24 protein-coding genes are annotated in these 20,475 nt (G+C 43.5%); 18 read left to right on the forward strand and 6 right to left on the reverse strand.

Translation table 11 applies throughout. The features are described 5' to 3' along the window. Window positions 1-40: 40 nt before the first annotated feature. Window positions 41-853, reverse strand: coding sequence for a response regulator transcription factor (locus tag CTT31_RS22515; RefSeq protein ID WP_260492596.1), 813 nt, complete (start codon window positions 851-853; stop codon window positions 41-43). Window positions 854-932: 79 nt separating this feature from the next. Then, window positions 933-1,808 carry a trypsin-like serine protease gene (locus CTT31_RS22520; RefSeq protein ID WP_260492597.1) on the reverse strand — a complete coding sequence of 292 codons (876 nt, stop codon included), beginning with the start codon at window positions 1,806-1,808 and terminating at the stop codon, window positions 933-935. 400 nt (window positions 1,809-2,208) lie between these two features. On the opposite strand from CTT31_RS22520, the gene CTT31_RS22525 reads away from it, so the two are divergent. From CTT31_RS22525 to CTT31_RS22590, 14 genes are all read left to right on the forward strand, one after another. Beyond that, on the forward strand, window positions 2,209-2,703 hold the full coding sequence (locus CTT31_RS22525; RefSeq protein WP_211856706.1) for a hypothetical protein: 495 nt from the start codon (window positions 2,209-2,211) through the stop codon (window positions 2,701-2,703). Between the two features lie 216 nt (window positions 2,704-2,919). Beyond that, on the forward strand, window positions 2,920-4,338 hold the full coding sequence (locus tag CTT31_RS22530) for an MFS transporter (RefSeq protein WP_260492598.1): 1,419 nt from the start codon (window positions 2,920-2,922) through the stop codon (window positions 4,336-4,338). 110 nt (window positions 4,339-4,448) lie between these two features. After that, the gene (locus CTT31_RS22535; RefSeq protein ID WP_211856704.1) at window positions 4,449-5,087 is read left to right on the forward strand and encodes a thermostable hemolysin; all 639 of its coding nucleotides are present in this window, start codon (window positions 4,449-4,451) and stop codon (window positions 5,085-5,087) included. Next, a complete protein-coding gene (locus CTT31_RS22540; RefSeq protein WP_211856703.1) occupies window positions 5,080-6,555 on the forward strand; it encodes an AMP-binding protein in 1,476 nt (491 codons plus the stop codon). Before CTT31_RS22535 ends, CTT31_RS22540 begins: the two co-directional genes overlap by 8 nt. A 13-nt stretch (window positions 6,556-6,568) precedes the next feature. Next, window positions 6,569-7,252 (forward strand): TenA family transcriptional regulator, encoded by a 684-nt coding sequence (locus tag CTT31_RS22545; protein WP_039496368.1) that lies wholly within the window; start codon window positions 6,569-6,571, stop codon window positions 7,250-7,252. Further along, a complete protein-coding gene (locus tag CTT31_RS22550) occupies window positions 7,252-8,043 on the forward strand; it encodes an SDR family oxidoreductase (RefSeq protein WP_260492599.1) in 792 nt (263 codons plus the stop codon). The genes CTT31_RS22545 and CTT31_RS22550 overlap by 1 nt, the downstream gene beginning before the upstream one ends. Beyond that, window positions 8,040-8,696 carry a tetratricopeptide repeat protein gene (locus tag CTT31_RS22555; RefSeq protein ID WP_260492600.1) on the forward strand — a complete coding sequence of 219 codons (657 nt, stop codon included), beginning with the start codon at window positions 8,040-8,042 and terminating at the stop codon, window positions 8,694-8,696. Before CTT31_RS22550 ends, CTT31_RS22555 begins: the two co-directional genes overlap by 4 nt. Continuing rightward, the gene (locus CTT31_RS22560; protein WP_260492601.1) at window positions 8,693-9,355 is read left to right on the forward strand and encodes a response regulator; all 663 of its coding nucleotides are present in this window, start codon (window positions 8,693-8,695) and stop codon (window positions 9,353-9,355) included. The genes CTT31_RS22555 and CTT31_RS22560 overlap by 4 nt, the downstream gene beginning before the upstream one ends. Continuing rightward, a complete protein-coding gene (locus CTT31_RS22565; protein ID WP_260492602.1) occupies window positions 9,355-10,686 on the forward strand; it encodes an ATP-binding protein in 1,332 nt (443 codons plus the stop codon). Before CTT31_RS22560 ends, CTT31_RS22565 begins: the two co-directional genes overlap by 1 nt. Continuing rightward, the gene (locus CTT31_RS22570) at window positions 10,673-11,032 is read left to right on the forward strand and encodes a cupredoxin domain-containing protein (RefSeq protein WP_010603824.1); all 360 of its coding nucleotides are present in this window, start codon (window positions 10,673-10,675) and stop codon (window positions 11,030-11,032) included. Before CTT31_RS22565 ends, CTT31_RS22570 begins: the two co-directional genes overlap by 14 nt. Next, a complete protein-coding gene (locus tag CTT31_RS22575; RefSeq protein ID WP_017217753.1) occupies window positions 11,022-11,753 on the forward strand; it encodes a hypothetical protein in 732 nt (243 codons plus the stop codon). Before CTT31_RS22570 ends, CTT31_RS22575 begins: the two co-directional genes overlap by 11 nt. After that, a complete protein-coding gene (locus CTT31_RS22580; protein WP_211856700.1) occupies window positions 11,743-12,450 on the forward strand; it encodes a hypothetical protein in 708 nt (235 codons plus the stop codon). The genes CTT31_RS22575 and CTT31_RS22580 overlap by 11 nt, the downstream gene beginning before the upstream one ends. Window positions 12,451-12,563: 113 nt before the next feature. Continuing rightward, window positions 12,564-13,394, forward strand: a complete 831-nt coding sequence (locus CTT31_RS22585) for an alpha/beta fold hydrolase (protein WP_102058327.1) — start codon at window positions 12,564-12,566, stop codon at window positions 13,392-13,394. A 350-nt stretch (window positions 13,395-13,744) separates the two neighbouring features. Further along, window positions 13,745-13,954 carry a cold-shock protein gene (locus CTT31_RS22590; RefSeq protein ID WP_010603820.1) on the forward strand — a complete coding sequence of 70 codons (210 nt, stop codon included), beginning with the start codon at window positions 13,745-13,747 and terminating at the stop codon, window positions 13,952-13,954. A 128-nt stretch (window positions 13,955-14,082) separates the two neighbouring features. Here CTT31_RS22590 and CTT31_RS22595 read toward each other — a convergent pair whose 3' ends face one another. Further along, on the reverse strand, window positions 14,083-14,526 hold the full coding sequence (locus CTT31_RS22595) for a hypothetical protein (protein ID WP_260492603.1): 444 nt from the start codon (window positions 14,524-14,526) through the stop codon (window positions 14,083-14,085). A gap of 178 nt (window positions 14,527-14,704) precedes the next feature. Here CTT31_RS22595 and CTT31_RS22600 point away from each other — a divergent pair, with 178 nt between their 5' ends. Then, entirely contained in the window at window positions 14,705-15,046 is a 342-nt protein-coding gene (locus CTT31_RS22600; RefSeq protein WP_017217750.1) for a zinc ribbon domain-containing protein YjdM, read from the forward strand. 366 nt (window positions 15,047-15,412) lie between these two features. Here the strand turns inward: CTT31_RS22600 and CTT31_RS22605 are convergent, their stop codons facing one another. From CTT31_RS22605 to CTT31_RS22615, 3 genes are all read right to left on the reverse strand, one after another. Further along, the gene (locus CTT31_RS22605) at window positions 15,413-15,760 is read right to left on the reverse strand and encodes a RidA family protein (protein WP_260492604.1); all 348 of its coding nucleotides are present in this window, start codon (window positions 15,758-15,760) and stop codon (window positions 15,413-15,415) included. 177 nt (window positions 15,761-15,937) lie between these two features. After that, window positions 15,938-16,663, reverse strand: a complete 726-nt coding sequence (locus CTT31_RS22610) for a substrate-binding periplasmic protein (RefSeq protein ID WP_211856693.1) — start codon at window positions 16,661-16,663, stop codon at window positions 15,938-15,940. Between the two features lie 19 nt (window positions 16,664-16,682). Continuing rightward, on the reverse strand, window positions 16,683-17,402 hold the full coding sequence (locus CTT31_RS22615) for a substrate-binding periplasmic protein (RefSeq protein WP_260492605.1): 720 nt from the start codon (window positions 17,400-17,402) through the stop codon (window positions 16,683-16,685). Between the two features lie 267 nt (window positions 17,403-17,669). Between CTT31_RS22615 and CTT31_RS22620 the strand changes: the two genes are divergently transcribed. The 3 genes from CTT31_RS22620 to prpC all read left to right on the forward strand — a co-directional run bounded on the left by CTT31_RS22620 (window position 17,670) and on the right by prpC (window position 20,437). Continuing rightward, window positions 17,670-18,344 carry a GntR family transcriptional regulator gene (locus CTT31_RS22620; protein WP_010370199.1) on the forward strand — a complete coding sequence of 225 codons (675 nt, stop codon included), beginning with the start codon at window positions 17,670-17,672 and terminating at the stop codon, window positions 18,342-18,344. Between the two features lie 14 nt (window positions 18,345-18,358). After that, on the forward strand, window positions 18,359-19,237 hold the full coding sequence (gene prpB / locus CTT31_RS22625; protein ID WP_010603812.1) for a methylisocitrate lyase: 879 nt from the start codon (window positions 18,359-18,361) through the stop codon (window positions 19,235-19,237). Window positions 19,238-19,315: 78 nt separating this feature from the next. Then, a complete protein-coding gene (prpC, locus tag CTT31_RS22630) occupies window positions 19,316-20,437 on the forward strand; it encodes a bifunctional 2-methylcitrate synthase/citrate synthase (RefSeq protein ID WP_211856690.1) in 1,122 nt (373 codons plus the stop codon). Window positions 20,438-20,475: the final 38 nt, after the last annotated feature.

The raw sequence follows: 20,475 nt of genomic DNA on the forward strand, positions 1-20,475 counted from the left end.
ATGCGGGGAGACAACAATTAATTGTAAAAAAGCGACAGGACTATTTATAGAAAAGTCGTGAAAGCGTCATACCTTCGTCATCGAGAAACGCTCGCGGGTTTACCCCAGTGAGCGCTTTAAAGTCCTTAATGAAGTGAGATTGATCATAATAATTGCTTTTGTACGCGATGTTGGTGAGATTGTCTTCACGATTTATGAGGAGTGTTAAAGCGCTTTGCAAGCGTACAAGTTTACTTAAATGCTTTGGACTAATACCGACAAGGTCTAAAAATTTCCGCTCTAGTTGGCGTCTTTTATTGGGATTTGATTTGGTGATTGCATTAACAGATATATCGCCATTTTGTGCAAAGATAATATCTACCGTTGTTTTTACAATGTGCTCAATTGTCTGCGGGTCGCTGAGCTTGTAAAGGAAAAAGGCCTCTAAAATCTCAATCCTTTGGCTTGTGTTTCGCGCTTGGATGATATCGCTTTCAAGCTTTGCGGCTTCATCTAGCTTAAATAATTCGTAAATCGATGTTTCTTGATTTTTTAAGTTTTTTATAGGTTTCGAAATAAAGTGGGAAAAGGCATAAGGAAAGAAGCTGGCTGCAAAGGTATGAACGTATCCGATTGGTTGAATATAAAAAGGTGAAACGGTTTGTCCAAGTACCATTGCGCGCGGTTGCAGTATGTAGTCATGTTCTGATGTATAGCGCTTAATATCGTCGCCCAATATAAAGGCCAGCTCAATGCAGCCGTCGGGGACAATACGTTGCTTTGCGGCATTTTTATCTGCAGTAATTTCCAGTGTCCAAAAGCAATTGATAAATGAGGACAAATTTTCACTAGGTAAAAATCTTTCGTAATCCATAAAGTCTCCGTATCTAGCTATGGACACTGGTAAATTTAGCAACCGTTTTATGGTCTGCTTTTTAGACGCGCTATACTTGCTACTGACCTTTATTGATATGCTTATTTATCCAATCTTGGTAATAAGATACACGCGTTAATACGGCGGTTGAACCGTATTTACCTAAAGTATAATTTTCCAAATCGCCTTCAATTTCTCGCCACGCTGCCAATCCAACCAATACCGGAGTTGAGCCTTGATAAATGATTGCTGCGCCGCCGCTATCTCCAGAGCCTATGGTGCCTTCTAACGGTAGCGCATCGGCTCCTTGTTCGAAGGTAAATCTGAGCCAGTGGGCTTTTGCTTCTGTGATCACGTTGTTGTAAACATGCATTTGATAGTCGTCTTGAGTGAACGCCCAATCTGAGAAAAATTTGGTGACTTGATACCATGCATAGGTCGTTAGGCTTGGTCCCTCAGAGTCGTGCTCTTCACCCGTTATTCCCGTTCCGATAGCGCCGCGACCAAACCCAGTTATTTCCATACCTAACTCTTCATTTCCCTCATATATAGCGATGGGTTGAATGTGTGTCACAGGCTTACTTAAGCGAATTAACGCAATGTCTTTGGCGTTATTTAGCTGCTCCATAAGCGGTGCCGGGTCGCCTTCACTCCAATCACCTTCTACCTTTTTGTAATCCGGATGAATAATGATTTGTGCAATTTGATTTTCAACGCCATGTACCATGATAGGTTTGCCTTGGTAGTCATACATAAACGTATAAATGACGTGAGCTGGTGCCAATAACCAATGCTTATCGATTAACACCGAACCGCCTTGGAATGGCATATCAACATAAAACTGCGGGATGCTGTTAACCTTATACAAGTCAGGGTCAACATCATGTCTTTTGACAACCGCATGGTTCTGAAAAGAGGCAAACATGAGCAAAAAAATGGCAAGGTATTTCATCATTATTCCTTATTTATTATATTGTTATTATTTCCAAAGTGGCCAATAAATCATCATACTGAAACTTTCTTTTCAATGCATCAATAAATGTACCTATTTTTATACGGCACTCCCTCTCAAAAATATCTGCACGCTCACCAGATTAAAAGAAATAAAAACAAATGGTTACCGTCATGCTATGACGCCAAAAATAGTGCAAATTAGTTGGGAAACATGATTGATAAGAAATGTGACTGGTGCAATCAAGTTTGTGAGGTAACAGCATTAAGGTAAAGTTAATTTATGTGCTCTAGGCTAGGCTATTTGCCGTTTATGCAATCAAAAGCGAGTTGCTTGCAAGGAAATCTCTGAAAGCTAAATCGCTTTGCGGCAACCACATAAAATAAATTGAAAGGAACAACGCATGATAAGGATGATATTTGCAACTTTTCTATTGCTTTGGGGCACGCAGGTTAGCGCTCAAGAGCTTATCTTATCGAAGGTCGTCAAGTTAAAGGTTGACTCACCAATCACTATTTCGCATGTGTCTGAAACGTTAGTGTTGGCGTTTAAATACAGTAAGTTGCTTCACGAAACGTTAGATCCGAAAAGATTTATACCTGCTGTTGATTTATCTGGGCATGAACATCAATTTGTACGGAGTTTGTTTGAGGTCGATTCAAGAATGAAATTGCCAGCTTGGCTCCAGATACTTTCAGAAGAGGTCGCAAGCACCTATCAAATACAGAATGTCCAACAAAAATCTATTCAAGAAATTACGATATTTAGTAGTTACAACAAAGAGGAAACACACGGGATAGTGTTTGTTCTTGAAGCGCAAGTAATTCATAAAATAGAGGTTTTTGGACAACAATCACAGTTTCAAAATGTGATAAATAACATAGCGGCAAGGTTTTAGGGATCTAATAATCAAAGTGCTGTGGCGGAGGTCCAATCACTGCTGCTCAGCACGTTAAGTTACTGGCTTTCGATTCGCGAAAACTATCTAAGGCTTTGCTGCTAATCCAGTTAATCCAATCAAGCTTCAAACCTAACCACACTCTTGACCTCAAGTTTACTTGAAGTAGTACAGTCACCACTTATTAGCATGGCGCAATGGTAGGAGTGGTAACGCATGTTAGAAGATACAGTAAATACAGAGGATCAAACTGCTCTGGGAGCCGGACAAAAGCGGGTGTTGTTCAGCTTGGCTGTGGTACTCATTTTGCCAACGCTTGGCATGAGTAGTATCAATGTCTTGTTGCCAACACTTGCTGAGGAGTTTGGCGTGGGGCAGGCATTGGTGAATTGGGTCGTTGTGGCATATTTACTTTCGCTTACCGCGTTTATTCTTGGTGCTGGCGCTGTTGGAGATAGCGTTGGCCGAAAAAGGGCACTTCGCATTGGGATCAGCGTCTTTTGTGTGGGCTCCATTGTCGCTGGGCTGAGCGTAAATCTTTGGATGTTGATTGCTGCTAGACTGTTTCAAGGCATTGGCGCTGCGCTGTTATTATCTCAAGTATTTGCACTGGCAAGCGTTGCGATGCCAAAGCGTAAAGTTGGACTTGCAATGGGGCTACTCGGTACTACCGCTGCGATTGGCACGGCACTGGGGCCATTGCTAAGTGGCGCAATGCTAGAGTGGTTATCATGGCAGTTCACTTTTTGGTTGATGATATTGCTTGGAGGTGCAGCTTACTTTTTAATAGCAAGATTTCTGTCTGATGATGTCGCAAATCCACCTGAGCCACAGCGTTTTGATGTTATTGGAAGTGTGTGGCTGTCGGCGTCATGCCTATTTTATGTGTTGGCTATGCCATCGAGTAGTTCGTTTAGCCTTGTCTTACATAGCGTATTTTTCTTCTTTTCTGTGGCTTTTATCTACTGTTTTGTACAAAGTCAAAAGCGTGCTCAGTTTCCACTTGTGAGTTTGGCTTTTCTGAAACACAAGCTACGCAACACCTCGTTAATCGTAAGCTTTATAGTTGACGCCATCGCGATGTCGACATTAGTTGTCGGACCTTTTTATCTCACTTATGCGTTAGGGCTGAGCCCGGTCACGGTTGGTATTATTGTGTCTATTGGACCTTGTATTGCTGCTGTCGCTGGTTATCCGTCAGGCGAGGTGGTTGATCATTTTGGTATCGCGTTTGCTATGTTTTTGGGCTTGCTGATGATCCTTATTGGGACAATTAGCTTTGCAATCCTACCTTCATTATTTGGACTTTATGGCTATGTTGTGGCGTTATTTGTGTTAACTCCCGGAAGGCAGTTGTTTCTAGCGGCTCACCATACCTTTGTGATGATGACAGTAGCCGAAAAAGAAAAGGGCATGGGATCAGGGCTCATTAATTTATGTAAAAACTTAGGGCTAATGACTGGAGCCTCATTACTTGGTGGTGTATTTAGCCTGTTGTTGCAGGTAAAGAGTGCGGCCTTGGCAAGCTCTGCACAACTTAATATGGCATTTTCACTGACCTTCTTACTCGCTGCACTGTTTATTTTGGTATCGCTCGTTGCTGTATTTGTGATTAGCCGAAAGCAAGCGTTTTAAAAGTAGAATGCGTATCTCGAAAAATTTTTTCGTCCTTTTTTCAAACTTAAGGTTTTCTTAATTTTCGCTTTTTAAAGTTTTTACATCAGAACAGGAAAGGTGTGAAAACGATGGGCGAAGCACTACAAGCAACAAACTCACAAAGTCGTCTTAGATGGGCAAACAAGACTTGCGGCGCGCGCGCTGAATTGGAGCACGCTATCCACAGTGGTTTTGCCCATGCTTTTGGCGCTGACATTCATGAGTATTATCCCCTTTTAAGCCATTTAAACTACCGTCAAAGCGATTGCTTTTTAGGTCTTAGATTTGCAGCCAAAGACGCATTATTTGTGGAGCAGTATCTTAATCGTCCGGTAGAGCTGTGTCTCTCAACGGTTTCAGAGCGTAATCATATCGCGGAACTTGGCAATTTGTTCTCAACAGGCCGAATGGCAACGTTAAGCCACTTTATTGTACTGACTCAAGCACTGCTTGAGAGTGACATCCGCTACTTGGTGTTTACGGCAACCAAACAAGTGCGTGCATTGATGAAGTTATGCCAAGTCGAGGTTAACAAGATTTCTTTGGCACACGGCACTATCGCCTCAGCTAAAGATTATGGCAGCTATTACCAATGTGCTCCGATGGTTTGTTCGGTCGATTTACATCAAGCCCAGCAGGTGATCACAAACACTGAAATGTATCAACACTTACTACAAGGACTCGAGGTCGAAATCGCGAGCTTAAAAGGGGCATTTTTATATGTGTGATTTCTTAAAAAAACTGCCACATCAAGACAGTGATGTGATTTTACAACAAGGGCAAACTCGTCTCACTTTTGCTGAGGTAAAGTCTTACACGCAAGCTTTGGCAGAGCGCTTTATTGTGATGAGTGGCGAGAGTGTTGCGGTTTCGTTAGACAACTCTATCGCTTGGTTATTGGTAGATTTTGCACTATTACAAGCAAATAAAGTGTCTATTCCAGTACCTCATTTCTTTACCACAGCGCAAGTTGAACACACCCTTGAGCAGTCAAAAGCAAACTGGTTGATCAGCGATACCAAGCTTGAAAATAGCGCTGAATTTTCGGTGTTGGATGTCTATGGTCAAGCAATCTATGTATATCAAACTAGGTGCGAAAGTACGGGAACCTATTTTCCTAAAACGCAAAAGATCACTTATACCTCAGGTTCAACAGGCGCACCAAAAGGCGTATGTCTGTCGGTTGAAAACCAGCTTGTCGTGGCGAGCAGTTTATGCGAAACCATCGCACTTAATCGCCCTAAGCACTTGTGTTTATTACCGCTACCTGTGTTGCTAGAAAACATCGCGGGTGTGTATGCGCCGCTGTTGAGTGGTGGCATGGTTGAGGTAACCGAACTAGCGTCGCTAGGCTTTTCGGGCAGCCAGTTGCTATATCCACAAAAGTTGCTGCAAAAGATAAGTGAAGTACAACCAAATAGCTTAATTTTAGTGCCTGAGCTGCTGCGTTGCCTGCTAAGTGCCACGCAGCAAGGATGGCAACCCCCTGCAAGTTTACGCTTTATTGCAGTCGGTGGCGCGAAAGTTGACACTGAACTGCTACAGCAAGCTAAACAGCTGGGCTTACCTGTGTTTCAAGGGTATGGACTTTCCGAGTCAGGGTCTGTTGTTGCACTGAATACTGGTGAGCAAGATGGTAGCGTCGGTAAGTTACTGCCTCATATTCAGGCACGTATTGTGGCAGATGAGTTAGAGATCAAAGGGAATAACTTTTTAGGTTACTTGGGCGGCGAAGCGATAGCCCAAGATGCGTGGTTAAAAACCGGCGATAGAGTGTCGAAGCGTGAGCAGCATTTTGTCATTGAAGGCCGGCTAAAAAATCTTCTGATCAATAGCTTTGGACGCAATATTTCTCCCGAGTGGCCGGAGTCCGTTTTGCTTGCCTATGTACCTTTACTGCAATGCGTTGTGGTGGGTGATGGCAAGCCATTTTTAACGGCGCTTATTTATACCCCGACACAACTAACAGCAGCTGTGATTGACAACGCCATTGAACTTGCCAACCAGCAACTCCCTGATTACGCAAAAATAAAACGTTATGTGCGCGTAGATGAAGCCTTTTCGGTAGGTAACGGCATGCTTACCGCGAACGGTAGACCTAAACGCGACGTGATTTTAGCTAATTTCGCGCAGCAAATTTCAGCGCTTTACTCCCAGAATCAATACGAAGCGGCAGAGTCCGTAGCTTCGGTTTAAAAGGAAAACGACAATGAGCAACTTTTACCAAACCCTACAATCAGAAACGGAACAAGCGCGCCAATATCTACTAAGCGCACCCATTATTCATGATGTTTTTCATGGTCAGATCACCAAAGGCCAATACGTTTCATTTTTACAGCAGGCGTTTCATCACGTAAAGCACACAGTACCACTCCTTATGGCGTGTGGCGCAAGGCTTGATGACAGTAAAGAATGGTTGCGAGAAGCAATAGGGCATTACATCGAAGAAGAAATGGGACACCAAGAGTGGATCCTCAATGATATTGCCGCCTGTGGTGTGGATAAAGAGGTAATACGTCATAGCATGCCAAGCTTCGCAACTGAAATGATGGTGTCTTATGCGTACGACAGTATCGCTCGTAAACATCCATTGAGCTTTTTTGGCATGGTTAATGTGCTTGAGGGCACTTCCATCGCACTTGCCGATGATGCAGCTCGTCAAATTGCGAATAAACTTGGTCTGCCTCGTAGCGCATTTTCCTATTTAACATCTCATGGCGCGTTAGATGTTGAGCATATTGACTTTTTTGCAGGGCTGATGAACAAGATCAGCTGTGAAAAAGAGCAAGCGATCATTATTCACAGCGCTAAACAGTTTTATCGCTTGTATGGCGACATATTCCGCAACATTGAAGCGGTGCCTGCAGGTGTTGAATTTGCGGAGGTAGGCTGATGAAAGCAACAAAACTTGCCGTTATCACTGGGGCCTCTCGGGGGATCGGCCGAGCCATTAGTAAACAGTTGGCCATGCATAATTGGCGTTGTTTGCTGATTGGTCGAGACAGCGAAAAATTAAAGCAGGTGATAGCGGGGTTATCCGGAGAACACGATTATCTTGCTTTAGATATCACCGCTGAGAACGCTGCGACACAAATCGCGAGAAAAGCGGCGACTATGGGTGGGGTTGACTTACTCGTCAACAACGCGGGCATTAATACCATGGCTGGGTTTGCTGAAATTTTACCAACTGACTTAAAAAAGCAGATGGAGACGAATTTATTGGCGCCCATGCTAGTTAGTCAAGCCTGTTTACCACAACTGATCTCAAGTCATGGCACCATAGTTAACGTAGGTTCAGCGTTTGGTTCTATCGGTTTTCCATATCAAAGCAGTTATTGCGCTAGCAAGTTCGGTCTGCGTGGTTTTACAGAGGCACTGACACGGGAGCTCGATGACCAAGTAGCGGTTAAATATCTCGCGCCACGCGCAACCACAACTGAAATGAATGACGACCGCGCGACAGCTGTAAACCATGCACTAGGCAATCAGATGGACTCGCCAGAGGTCGTCGCACAAGCCTTTATGAAATTGCTCCATAGCAACACCAAACGTGCTGCCATTGGTTTTCCTGAAAGATTTTTTGCGAGACTTAATGGCTTGTTACCAGAGCTTGTTGATAACGCATTAATCAAAAAAGTGAAAACCATCCAAACCATTTTTTCCACTAAGGAGTCATTACGATGAACGCACTAAAAACCTTGTTAGTTTCAGCAACATTACTGGTATTCAGTCAAGGTGCTTGGGCTGCATTTGACGATGATCTTAGCCAAGTCCAAACTAAATGGGCAATGGTAAATTATGAAACCGAGGGTGATGCCCAAGAAAAAGCATTTGAAGAATTGGTTAAGCAGAGCGTGGCATTTGTTGAACAATATCCAGATCGCGCTGAAGCTTACATCTGGCGTGGTATTGTGCAGTCGAGCTTTGCAGGAGCGAAAGGTGGCTTGGGGGCGCTTGGTCTTGCCAAAGATGCGAAAGCCTCATTCGAAAAAGCCATTGAACTTGATAAAAACGCACTGTCTGGTTCTGCATTAACGAGTTTAGGCACGCTCTATGCTCAGGTCCCAGGCTGGCCAATTGGGTTTGGCAGCGATAAAAAGGCGAAAAAGCTGTTCCAAGAATCATTAGCGATCAATCCGGCAGGAATTGATGTAAACTATTTCTATGCACAGTTTTTATATGACGAACGTGATTATAGTGCTGCACTTGCGCACTTGAAAAAAGCGCAGAATGCGCCAAGTCGTCCGGGTAGAGAAAAAGCCGATGAATACCGTCAAGAAGAAGTGGCACAGCTACTGGCGAAAGTCGAAAAAAAGCTAAAAAGAAGGAATAAATGAGGCTATTACTTGTAGAAGACGATGAGCTACTGGCACAGGGGCTCATCGCATCACTCAAAAAAGAAGGGTATGCCATCGAGCATGCGCCGACGCAAAAACAAGCAATCAGTTTTGTTGAATCTGGTGAATTTGAGCTGGTGGTGCTTGACCTAGGTCTACCCGACGGAGATGGTTTGGCAGTACTCAAGGCGTTGAAAAAAACCAAATCGCAAACCGCTGTGCTCATTCTAACCGCGAGAAATAGTCTTGATGATAAAATTGCAGGGTTGGATTTAGGGGCTGATGACTATTTGGCTAAGCCGTTTGAGCCAAAAGAACTGTTTGCGCGTTTGCGGGTAATTGGTCGACGCTTCACCAAACAAGTGAGCAGCACGTTGAGTTGCAACGATGTCGTGTTAGATCTTGCCAGTCACGAGGTGCTTGTAAGTGGTAGCGCTCAAGAATTACCTCGTAAAGAATATATGCTACTCAAGGCGCTGATGGAAAATAGCGGCCGTGTGCTGTCTAAAACTCAGTTAGAATCTAAGCTCTATGATTGGGGAGAAGCTTTAGGCTCTAACGCTATTGAGGTACATATTCACCACCTCCGCAAGAAAATGCCCGATGGATTTATCAAAACGCTGCGTGGCATTGGCTATGTGGTTGGCAAGGGGGCTTAGTGGGCACGAGAAGCTCGCTTGGAGGTGCTTCAATAACGAGAAAGTTGACCCTAATTTTAGTGTCAGCTTTGGTGCTGACTGCATCCATGGCGCTGCTACGGGGTTATCACTCCAGCATGGCGATGGCACAAGCACAATTAGACAGCCATTTAGAGTCCATCGCAACACTCGTTAATACTCAAGTTACTGCGACTACCTTGCCCAGTGGTGCGGGTAACAACGCATTTTACTTTTTAGTGCTTGAACACAATCAAGTTGTTGCGGGTAGTGAGCTACTTGCTAAGTACAAGAACAAGCTTAAATATCATGCTGGGTTTAGCACTCAAAATGTGGGGGCGACTAGACTCAGAACTTTCAGTGAAGCGTTTGGCGAAAGGCAAATACTGGTAGCAGAGCCGGTACAAAAGCGTTTTGCACTTGCTGAAGGCATGATTGTCTCAGCAATGACGCCATTGGTGGTGATTATGCCGTTTCTTGCGGTGTTTATTGCATGGATTATTTATACGGCGTTAAAGCCTTTACGAGATCTTTCTAAAGAGCTTAGACGACGTAACCCCAAAGACTTTACACAGCTGGCAGTGCAAAGCGACAAAGCAGAAGTGGCAATCGTTATCGCGACGCTAAATGACCTCTTTCAAAAGGTTGAAGTCGCGTATCTCAAAGAGCGTTATTTTGCTTCCGATGCCGCTCATGAGTTAAAAACGCCGATCGCAAGCTTAAAAATTCACCTGCATAATTTAACGCACGATACTAAGCATCCCAGTGCCATTGCTATGTCAAAAGGGCTTGAGCAGCTAAACCATGTGGTTGAGCAAATGCTGACGCTAGCGCGTACAGAGCCAGAACTGTGGCATAAGCAATTTGCGCAGCTAGACTTAGTGGCATTAACTCAAGACCTGATTGCTAACTGTTACCCGAGAATTGAACAAAAATCACAAAATATCAGTTTAGAAGCGTCAGAATCGACCATAGAGGGCTGCGAGTTCACATTAACCACACTATTTTCTAATCTAATTGGTAATGCGATTAAATACACGCCAATTGAAGGTGACATAGAAGTAAAAATTCAGCAGCATGCGCAGCGGATTGTGTGGCAAATCGATGATTCGGGTTGTGGTATGTCGGATGCGGAAATAGAGCGAATTTTTGACAGATTTTATCGCGTTGGTGGAGATAAACACCCTTCAGGGGAAAAAGGGGCTGGTTTAGGAATGGCGATAGTCAATCATATAATTGCAATTTATCATGCAGATATCTCTTTTGCTCGCAGTCATTTAGGTGGGCTTAGAGTTTGTGTAAATTTACCGAGGGGGCTGGATGCTAAGGACTAAGGTCTCTTCGCTGTCTTTCGCGCTTGGTTTGCCTTTGGCGACCTGTAGTTTCGCCTTGTGGGCGGAAGAAAGTTATACAATTATTCTTAAAAATCATTTGTTTACACCTGCACAAGTTGAGGTTCCTGCAAATCGTAAAGTAAAGCTCATCATCGAAAATCAAGACCCTCAAGTTGAAGAGTTTGACAGTTTTGATCTTAATCGTGAAAAAGTGCTTTTTCCGAACCGTAAAAGTGTGATTTATATCGGCCCGCTAGCACCCGGTGAATATAGTTTTTTTGGTGAATTTTCACCAAATACAGCACAAGGTATCGTTATCGTGAAGGAGCCAAACAATGCTTCTTAATGCGGTGGTGGTGAGCGTGAACCAATTATTACCAGTAACTGTACTTTGGGTACTATTAGCACAATGTACCAATGCTGCTTTACCACTTAAAACGACACTCATCGCGTTGAGTGCGGGGCTAGTCGGCTGTTTTGGCATATGGTTTTTGGGTGGAGAAATAGCCTCGAGTTTTGATTATCGCGGGTTCGAGTTATTGCAAATAGGACTGCTACTCAGTTTATTTTGCTTAATGATTGCAACAAAACGCACCGGACATACGGCACTTGCAGCCTTGGCCTTTGGACTAGCCGTGGTATTGTACTTGCACCATTTGGCAAGCTTTGCGTTCTCTTATTCAAAGCCAGCGGATGGTCAAACCCTCGCTATTGGCACCTCGCTTGGTGTGGGGATCTGTTTGAGCTTTTCTATTCTACTCTTCTTTTTCCTTGATTGGCTGAAGAGTAAGCACTTACCTTGGTTGTTGCTGTTGTTATTGGCTTTACACGGTGCGAGTAAGGTGTCGATTGCATTGGACTTGGCGCTTCAAGTGGACTTAATTAGTGCCGCCAGACTTGAAATAGACTTGCGACAGATTGTGGACGAACACAGTGTTGTTGGTCGAGTGCTGAGAGTATTAGTGGGGTATGAGGCAACACCAAATGCTGCGACGCTTGCAGGGTTTGGAGGCGCGTTGATTACGTTCTTGGGATGTACATATTGGAGAACAGCGCATGCGAAATAATGTTTTACTCGCGCTGCTGGTGAGTTTTTTTTGGATTGTGGCGTTTAGTGCAAAGGCGGATGGTATGGTGGTGGACAAAGTTTATCATCCATACGTTTTACCGCTTGAACGTGAGTTGGAGTGGCGACTACTATCTCGCCAAACCGAGCAAGGGAATGTGTTGGCACAGCGTTTAGGACTTGGTTGGAGCCTCACCGAGACAATGACCATCGAAGGTTACGCAATAGGTGAGCGTGACGATGAGGGCAATTTTGACTTGGCAGCTTACGAGCTAGAGTCGCGGTGGCAATTTGTAGAGCAAGGGCGCTACTGGGCGGATATAGGCATGTTGTTCGAGCTTGAAAAACGCCATAAATTCGATGCCTATGAAGCAACCGCAGGGTTTTTATTTGAGAAGGAATTTGGCCGCACGAGCCTTACCATGAATGCATTTTTGGTGAGGGAGTGGGGTAAGGACATTGAGGATGAATGGGAATCTGAGTTTAGAGCGCAACTGCGCTACCGCTTGTATAGTGCTTTTCAGCCTGCAATTGAAGTCTATGTCGGAGAAGACTTTTTTGGTGTTGGTCCGGGGTTTATCGGATTGCATCGATTCGAAGGTCAAAAACAGCTGAAATGGGAAGCGGGTTTTATTTCGGAGATCAGCCAATCCGGCAAAGATCATAGCTTTAGACTCGCATTGGAATTTGAGTTTTAAGCGCCGCTTTTACTTTGTTTAAATAAAGGGGGAGATGCAGCAAAAATGTCATTAGCTTATGGTGCATCTAGCTGCTAACTTTAGAGTCGAACTATAGATATCAAGGAAACGATATGTATCGCACGCTAACTTTATTGGGGTTGTTGTTCGTTAATAGTGCTTATGCACAGATTGCACTTGAACGCGATATTCAAGAGCACATCGTGGTTGCGAACAAAGTATCTTTGCAGGTTTATCATGTTGCGGGCAATGAACCTGCCGTTGTTTTTGAAAGTGGCTCTGCAGCGCCTGCCATTTATTGGACACCAGTAATGATGGGTCTCGCGCAGCAAGTACCCAATGCATTGGTGGCCTATAACCGTGAAGGTTATGGCAAAAGCGAGCTTAGCCGCAGAGCTTATAGTATTGATACGGATAATCGTAATCTTCGTGAAGTGTTGAGAACGCTTGATATTCGGCCGCCATTTATTTATGTCGGTCATTCATACGCATACTATGTAATGCAAAACTACATCACCTATTATCCAGATCAAGTTGCAGGCTTGTTATATGTTGACCCTGTGACCGTTTACTTCATCGATAAAACCCATGCCTTAGCGCAGGATAAGCTACTAAAACCCTTGAGTACTCTGCCAGAAAATACCTTCGGTGAAGCTCTGCGCCGGGAAACTCAAGCGCTAAGTGAAACCGTTGCGAGTGTTCGGGCGCATCAAGCACCTGATCATATACCGTGTCGTGTTATCGTTGCCCAAAGACCATTTGATCCAACTCAGCGCGATGTTAAAGCATGGCGAGAAGGACAAGAAGCGTTGGCATCACATTGTGATTCTGAGCTAATTATAGCCAAGGGGAGTGACCACACGGTACCTATGAATGCCCCGCAAGTGGTTGTCGAGCAAGTGGTGCAATTAATTCGGGAATTAGAGTCAAAAAAGCCTCTCTAGCTTTATGAATATTTTATTGCAATCTCTATTATTTACACAGGGTTAGGGGAATAATGTGTTTAAAAAATAGGGTGTTGAAAAAGCCGTGAAAAAATATTGATATTTGTCATTAGCAAGTCATATTGATGATTAAAAATACATTGACTTAGGGCGGAATCCCTATATGATGTTCATAGACAGAATTTGAGTCAGTGTTTTAAAATCTCCATTACGTTGTTGTATAAGTGTTTGCTTGTAGTAGTACCGTCCTGAAGTTTTATCCACTCTACAAATTTAGGTCTATGCGCCCACATGGGCATAGCTCATCAATGCGCAGCATTGGTTTTTGTTTTTATATCAGGATTAGTATTATGTCTAACACTCTTACAGGTACCGTTAAGTGGTTTAACGAGTCTAAAGGTTTTGGTTTCATCGCTCAAGAAAATGGCCCTGACGTGTTCGCACACTTCAGCGCAATCAAAGGTGACGGTTTCCGTACACTTGCTGAAGGCGAGAGAGTAGAATTCACAGTTACTGACGGCCAGAAAGGTCCTCAAGCTGAGAACATCGTTAAGCTTTAATCGCTTAATTGATGAAGAAAAAGCAAGCTAAGGCTTGCTTTTTTTGTGCCTAAAATTTTGCTATTTGCTCCCTCGGGTTGAGTGAATAATGAACAAGCTTGTATAGCGCGGCTAGACAGATTAACCCCTCAAATTAGCATTGTATTTCTGTGTGTCTTGGCGAGATGTTCAAGCGTATTGATCGCCGAAGCATAAATCTCTCGCGATGTTTTATTGAGCCCGCCGCTAGCTGCTGAGATTTCAAATGTACGCTTCATATCACCAAGTAAATTGATTTTTTCGTGAGGATTTTCAGTTATTGATATTAGCGCGCCGATAGCCATCATTTGGCCTGAATCAATAAATCCTCCTTCAAATAGTTCTCGGGACATAGCCCGTACTTCCGCAGCTGAAATGTTGTGAACGTTGTATTTAGAGGCAATAGTTTGCCAATTATGTTCGGCATTGTTTGCGGTTTGGCTAATGGAAACTTGGGTGTCTTTCTGTACTGCTTCAGCCTCTTTTGGTTGATTCTGGCCATGGCTGCTATAAATTGTTGGTGATCCAACCCTTTGGGTTTGACTAACAAGCATGGGTAATCCTTTATATGATGAAATGCAGATTAATAACTAAGCAATTGTCGTGCCGCAACATTTTGGGTAGCTGTTCTTAATTCAATAGCGAGTTAAAGAAGAATATAGAGGACGCTCTACTCACTTTTACAGTATCATATGCCCATGATACACAGTCTTAAAAGTGATACGGTTAATTATGTCTTTACCTGCTTGCCCCAAGTGCAATTCTGAATATGTTTATCAAGATCAAAGTCAGCTAATATGCCCTGAATGTGCTTACGAATGGGATCCAAACGCGACTGCTACCGAGGACGACATTCAAGTAAAAGATGCCAATGGCACACTATTAGCGGATGGCGATAAAGTCACTGTGATTAAAGATCTTAAGATTAAAGGCAGCTCACAAGTCATTAAGATTGGTACTAAGGCTTTGGTAAGACGTGTGCTAGATAAAAAAGACCATGAGCTTGACTGTAAGGTTGATGGCGTGGGTGAAATGATGGTTACGGCGAAATTTGTCAAAAAAGCAAATACTTAAGTGGATAAGTGTTCAGAGGTTATGGAGTTTTGAAACGCCATTGACCTCCGCGAAAGTTAGCGCTCATAAGGTCACTGGAGTCACATACACGCAAAGCAGAGAAGCCATAGATAATGACGGAGCAACGGGGACACCCATCACTATTTTGACTTTGGAACATAGCGAGCATAGTTTTACGGTGTGTAAACGATGTAATAAAGGGGCATAGTGTTGTGGTTCAATAAATCTGGACACTACTTTAGGTGGTATCATTACCACCTGACACTGCTGCGTCAAATACGGCTGTCAAATTTGATCAATATCTAAAAACCAAATCTGACAGATTAACAGTCAGCCTTGTCTAAACTAGGCTTATATTTTTTTCGACTAGATTTCTGCAGCGACCACCGAAATCTCAACAAGCAATGCATCACGGGCCATGCTCGCTTCTACACAAGCGCGAGCTGGTGCATAACCTTCAGGCACCCAAGCATCCCACACTTCGTTCATTTCTACAAAATACTTCATGTCTTTAATATAAATTGTCGCAGAAAGAATGTGTTTGCGGTCGCTGCCTGCTTGAATAAGTAGCTCATCAACTTTCTCAAGCATGGTTTCGGTTTGTTCCTTAATTCCTTGTTCTGCGTCTTTACACACTTGGCCACATAAATAAATAGTACCATTATGTTTTACAATACGGCTCATTCGTTGTTTGGTGTCAATTCGTTCAATCACTGTTTTTCCTTTCTAATTGTTACTGTAATCGGTAGGTATAGGCTGAAATGTTATCTTTTTTTAATAAGATGAGCTACATGCTTGGTACTGGTTTTTATGAAAAGCAGTGGCGGTTAAGTACTACCCATACAAACCAAGATACATGGGAGAATTTTGAATTAAAGCAATTGGGTTTAGCTAGAGTTCCAATACCTTACGATAACTTTCTGTTTTACTTACTTTCGCAAACGCAATACGTAATCGTTCGACAATGTCGGCTGGTAACTGGTTGTTCGTTGCAAGGTAACCTTTTACCGAGAGTGCTTCCACATCGTATAAAAAGGTAAAGTGGTCGGCTGGAAGGTTAAGTTCCGTGGCCATGGTTTTGATATAACGCGGATCATCAATCACTAAATCAACGCGATTTGCAACGAGCAATTCATATGACTTTTCGATGTCGCTGGTTTGAACAAAGTTAAACCCTAGTGCTTTAAGTGTGCCTTCGGCGATATCACCACGCTGAACTGCTATTTTGTATTGTTTAGCATCCTCAAGTGATTGAATTTTTATGTCCTCACGATAGCGATTGGTAACAAACCCTAAATGAAACACAGCAACAGGACCAATCCAATGAAAGCTGTCTTCTCTCGCGGGGGTCTTTGCGATGCTATAAATCAAGGTATGTTTGTCATGCTGCGCTAATTTAAAAGCTCTAGCCCAAGGGTAAATAGAAAACTGTCCCTCGAGTTCAGCCGCTTTTAAAATCGCTTTGACCAGATCGGTACTTGAGCCTGCAACTTGGTGATTTTCTATGGTTTGATTGGGTGGAGAAAGTTCCGTAACAATCTGTAATTTCGCCCATAAGGGCAACGGGCTAATCAGCAAAATAAACAGTAGTAGACGTCCAACAACAGCATTCGTCATTACCAAAAAACTCCACACGTTAATGCGTTAATCTATATTTAGCATAGATGGATTTTATTTTTCCGTCATTAACCATTCGTCGCAAGGCGATATTTATTTCCGTTTGTAACTCAGTTAAATGAGGCTGCAAGCGCATATGTACAGGTAATCGGCTGATTTCATAGCAAGACTGAAATTTGCGATACTTTGGTTGTTGTGAAATATAGTAGTCAGCTGTCACCGAACCAATCATGATGTAGTCTAAACGCTCATGTTCAAGCTGTGCTAGCAGTTCTTTCTCCGATACATTTTCATAAACAACTATCTTGTCTTCACCCAAGTGCGCTTCAAAATTATCGTAACGATATCCTCTTACTTTGCCGACTAATGCGCCATAAAACTGCTCGGGCCTATGCTTGCCCACACAGCGAGATTGATACCCAAACAGTACTTCGGTTGAGAAGGCATAGTCGATGCTGTAAATCCCTGGGACGTCTGCTTCGGCCCGCCACGCTTTATTGATCCCTGGTTCAATATCTATTTTACCTTGGTCGAAATAGCGCTGTCCTCTGGCGACAGAGAGCGGCATAAACTCAAATTGGTGTGAAGTCAGTTTTGCCAACTCTTGAAAAATGTCGACAAAAATACCTTTGGGTTTTCCCTGTTCTTCAAAATAGTAAGGAGGATTGGCACCGTGATAGACCAGTACGGTATAGGTGTTCGCCTGTGCTAAGCCGGTTATTAGCTGCAGGGAAAGCATTACTATTTGAAAACACCGCATCGTAATCTTCAGGCTAAAGTAAAGGTATCTTCATAATATGCATGATTTTTAAGCGATGCAATTAATCCTTTCCTGATACCGTATCGAGATAAATACATGAGAGTGATTATTTGTCACAAGCTATAAATATGGTGAATATTGCTTATATTGAAAATTGTCGACAATTTGCGGCGAGGCTGGTTGACGTGCGCGTCAACCAGCACTATATTGTCTACAACTTAAATTACTAAGACTGGCTAACTAATGATGAGCTTTTTTGACGAGCAAGCGGTTACTTCTTCTGATAAAGCATTCTTTCGTATGCGAAAGGAAATTGTAGAAGGTGAAATAACGGCAGGTTCTAAGCTCAGTGAAATGGAATTGTCGACAAAGTATGAAGTCAGCAGAGCGGTTGTTCGCGAGGCAATTAATCGCTTGGAGTCATGTCACTTAGTTGAACGTAAAGCCAATGTCGGGGCGCGCGTTGTTACTCTCACACCGGAAGGGTTAATGGAGCTTTATCAGATCCGTGAAGCACTAGAAGGTATGGCGGCAAGGCTTGCTGCGCAGCACATGACTGACACTGAAATTCAAGACCTAGAAGGTTTGTTGTCGAGTCAATTCGATGAAGTCAAAAACCAACATTCTTATTATCAAGAAGCGGGCGATCTCGATTTTCATTACCGCATTATTCTTGGCAGTAAAAATGCGAGTCTTATCTCTATGCTAGTCAATGGACTGTACCACTTGGTACGTATGTATCGTGTGCAGTTAGGGATGGCCGGTCCCCGCGTCACCACGGCATTTGACGAGCATAAACATATCGTTCGTGCGATCAGTAACCGCGACCCAGAACTGGCAGAAATACTGATGCGTCGACATATTCAATATTCTAAAAATAATATCGCAACCAAGTTAGCAAGCAATCAATCACACTTTTAAGAGAGAGCATCATCATGAGCGCAGGAAAAAAATTTCGTGAAGCATTAAAAGCCAACAAACCGCTTCAAATCGTCGGTACTATCAACGCATATAGCGCGATGATGGCAAAGAAAATCGGTCATCAAGCTATCTATCTTTCTGGTGGTGGCGTTGCTAATGCATCTTATGGTTTACCTGACTTAGGAATGACATCTCTAAATGATGTAATTGCAGATGTAAGTCGCATTACCTCGGCTTGTGATCTACCTTTAATGGTCGACATTGATACTGGATGGGGCGGCGCATTCAATATTGCAAAAACCATCCGAGATATGGAAAAAGCAGGTGCAGCTGCGGTACATATGGAAGATCAAGTAGCGCAAAAGCGTTGTGGTCACCGTCCAAATAAAGAAATCGTGTCGACCGAAGAAATGGTTGACCGTATTAAAGCAGCAGTTGATGCGCGCACCGATCCTGACTTCTTCATTATGGCAAGAACAGATTCGTTTGCACAAGAAGGGCTAGAAGCGGCAATTGAGCGTGCGAAAGCCTATGTGGCGGCAGGCGCTGATGGCATTTTTGCAGAAGCAGTACAAACTGAAGAACACTATCGTGCATTCAGCGAAGCACTTGATGTGCCCATCCTAGCGAATATCACTGAGTTTGGTAAGACAGAACTTTGGAACAAAGCTGAGCTGGGTGAGTGGGGCGTAGATATGGTGCTTTACCCATTGAGTGCGTTCAGAGCGATGAACAAAGCGGCGGAGCTGGTGTATCAGTCTATTTTAGAAAATGGAGACCAGAAAGCGGTACTCGATACCATGCAAACCCGTATGGATCTGTATGATTACCTTGGCTATCACGATTATGAGCAAAAGCTTGATGCATTATTCGCCGAAGGTAAAAATAAGTAAAAAATTAAAGCTGTTCAGGGTTGCTCAGCAGCACAAAATATTAATACCCAGCAGGTAAAAAATTCAGGAGATAATAATATGGCTAAAGTACTAAGTGGCGCGGGCCTTCGTGGTCAAGTAGCAGGAAAAACAGCACTATCAACGGTAGGTAAGTCGGGCTCAGGTTTGACTTATCGTGGTTACGATGTAAAGGAACTAGCTGAAAGTTGTCAGTTTGAAGAGGTTGCTCACCTTATCCTTAAAGGTAACTTACCAAATCAAGCTGAACTGGACGCTTATAAAAGCGAGCTAAAAGCAATGCGCGGTTTGCCGCAGGCGTTAAAAGAAGTATTAGAACGTATTCCTGCTGATGCACACCCAATGGACGTATTACGCACGGGTTGTTCAATGCTTGGCAATCTTGAAGGTGAAGCAAGCTTTGATGAGCAAGGTAAAGTAACCGATCGCATGCTAGCAAGTTTCCCAAGCATTATTTGTTACTGGTATCGCTTTAGCCATGATGGCGTTCGTATCGATGTGGAGACGGATGACGACTCAATCGGTGCACATTTCTTACACTTATTGCACGGCGAAAAACCAAGTGAGCTACATGAGCGTGTGATGCATGTATCACTTATCCTTTATGCAGAGCATGAGTTTAACGCGTCGACCTTTACAGCCCGTGTTTGTGCCTCAACGCTTTCTGATATGCACTCTTGTATTACTGGTGCGATTGGTTCTCTACGTGGCCCACTTCACGGTGGCGCAAACGAAGCGGCAATGGAAATGATTGAGCGCTTTGAATCTGCGGATCACGCAGAGCAAGAAATGATGGGTATGCTTGAGCGTAAAGAGAAGATCATGGGCTTTGGTCACGCTATCTATTCAGAATGTGACCCTCGTAACGAAATCATAAAACGTTGGTCTGAGAAGCTAGCAGCAGATGTGGGTGATACAGTACTTTACCCTGTATCTGTACGCTGTGAAGAAGTCATGTGGCGCGAGAAAAAACTATTCTGTAATGCCGATTTCTTCCATGCATCAGCTTATAACTTCATGAAGATCCCGACTAAATTGTTCACACCAATCTTTGTTATGTCACGCTTAACAGGTTGGGCTGCACACGTTATGGAGCAGCGCGCAGATAACCGTATCATTCGTCCATCGGCGGAATACACCGGCGAGGAGCTACGTCCAGTTCCTACCATTTCTGAGCGTTAATCGAACACTGTTCGAATCTATTCTGGCGGTCGCCATGG

It is taken from the genome of Pseudoalteromonas maricaloris (assembly GCF_024746855.1).
Lineage (GTDB): Bacteria > Pseudomonadota > Gammaproteobacteria > Enterobacterales > Alteromonadaceae > Pseudoalteromonas > Pseudoalteromonas maricaloris.

What these genes read in the sequence shown, in the direction of transcription:
- CTT31_RS22600 (WP_017217750.1), top strand. Translation starts at nt 14,705, where the DNA reads ATGTCTTTACCTGCTTGCCCCAAGTGCAATTCTGAATATGTTTATCAA.
- CTT31_RS22555 (WP_260492600.1), top strand. Translation starts at nt 8,040, where the DNA reads ATGAACGCACTAAAAACCTTGTTAGTTTCAGCAACATTACTGGTATTC.
- CTT31_RS22595 (WP_260492603.1), bottom strand. Translation starts at nt 14,526, where the DNA reads ATGCTTGTTAGTCAAACCCAAAGGGTTGGATCACCAACAATTTATAGC.
- CTT31_RS22545 (WP_039496368.1), top strand. Translation starts at nt 6,569, where the DNA reads ATGAGCAACTTTTACCAAACCCTACAATCAGAAACGGAACAAGCGCGC.
- CTT31_RS22525 (WP_211856706.1), top strand. Translation starts at nt 2,209, where the DNA reads ATGATAAGGATGATATTTGCAACTTTTCTATTGCTTTGGGGCACGCAG.
- CTT31_RS22520 (WP_260492597.1), bottom strand. Translation starts at nt 1,808, where the DNA reads ATGATGAAATACCTTGCCATTTTTTTGCTCATGTTTGCCTCTTTTCAG.
- CTT31_RS22540 (WP_211856703.1), top strand. Translation starts at nt 5,080, where the DNA reads ATGTGTGATTTCTTAAAAAAACTGCCACATCAAGACAGTGATGTGATT.
- CTT31_RS22570 (WP_010603824.1), top strand. Translation starts at nt 10,673, where the DNA reads ATGCTAAGGACTAAGGTCTCTTCGCTGTCTTTCGCGCTTGGTTTGCCT.
- CTT31_RS22530 (WP_260492598.1), top strand. Translation starts at nt 2,920, where the DNA reads ATGTTAGAAGATACAGTAAATACAGAGGATCAAACTGCTCTGGGAGCC.
- CTT31_RS22615 (WP_260492605.1), bottom strand. Translation starts at nt 17,402, where the DNA reads ATGCTTTCCCTGCAGCTAATAACCGGCTTAGCACAGGCGAACACCTAT.
- CTT31_RS22620 (WP_010370199.1), top strand. Translation starts at nt 17,670, where the DNA reads ATGAGCTTTTTTGACGAGCAAGCGGTTACTTCTTCTGATAAAGCATTC.
- CTT31_RS22550 (WP_260492599.1), top strand. Translation starts at nt 7,252, where the DNA reads ATGAAAGCAACAAAACTTGCCGTTATCACTGGGGCCTCTCGGGGGATC.
- CTT31_RS22590 (WP_010603820.1), top strand. Translation starts at nt 13,745, where the DNA reads ATGTCTAACACTCTTACAGGTACCGTTAAGTGGTTTAACGAGTCTAAA.
- CTT31_RS22580 (WP_211856700.1), top strand. Translation starts at nt 11,743, where the DNA reads ATGCGAAATAATGTTTTACTCGCGCTGCTGGTGAGTTTTTTTTGGATT.
- CTT31_RS22610 (WP_211856693.1), bottom strand. Translation starts at nt 16,663, where the DNA reads ATGACGAATGCTGTTGTTGGACGTCTACTACTGTTTATTTTGCTGATT.
- CTT31_RS22560 (WP_260492601.1), top strand. Translation starts at nt 8,693, where the DNA reads ATGAGGCTATTACTTGTAGAAGACGATGAGCTACTGGCACAGGGGCTC.
- prpC (WP_211856690.1), top strand. Translation starts at nt 19,316, where the DNA reads ATGGCTAAAGTACTAAGTGGCGCGGGCCTTCGTGGTCAAGTAGCAGGA.
- prpB (WP_010603812.1), top strand. Translation starts at nt 18,359, where the DNA reads ATGAGCGCAGGAAAAAAATTTCGTGAAGCATTAAAAGCCAACAAACCG.
- CTT31_RS22575 (WP_017217753.1), top strand. Translation starts at nt 11,022, where the DNA reads ATGCTTCTTAATGCGGTGGTGGTGAGCGTGAACCAATTATTACCAGTA.
- CTT31_RS22585 (WP_102058327.1), top strand. Translation starts at nt 12,564, where the DNA reads ATGTATCGCACGCTAACTTTATTGGGGTTGTTGTTCGTTAATAGTGCT.
- CTT31_RS22515 (WP_260492596.1), bottom strand. Translation starts at nt 853, where the DNA reads ATGGATTACGAAAGATTTTTACCTAGTGAAAATTTGTCCTCATTTATC.
- CTT31_RS22535 (WP_211856704.1), top strand. Translation starts at nt 4,449, where the DNA reads ATGGGCGAAGCACTACAAGCAACAAACTCACAAAGTCGTCTTAGATGG.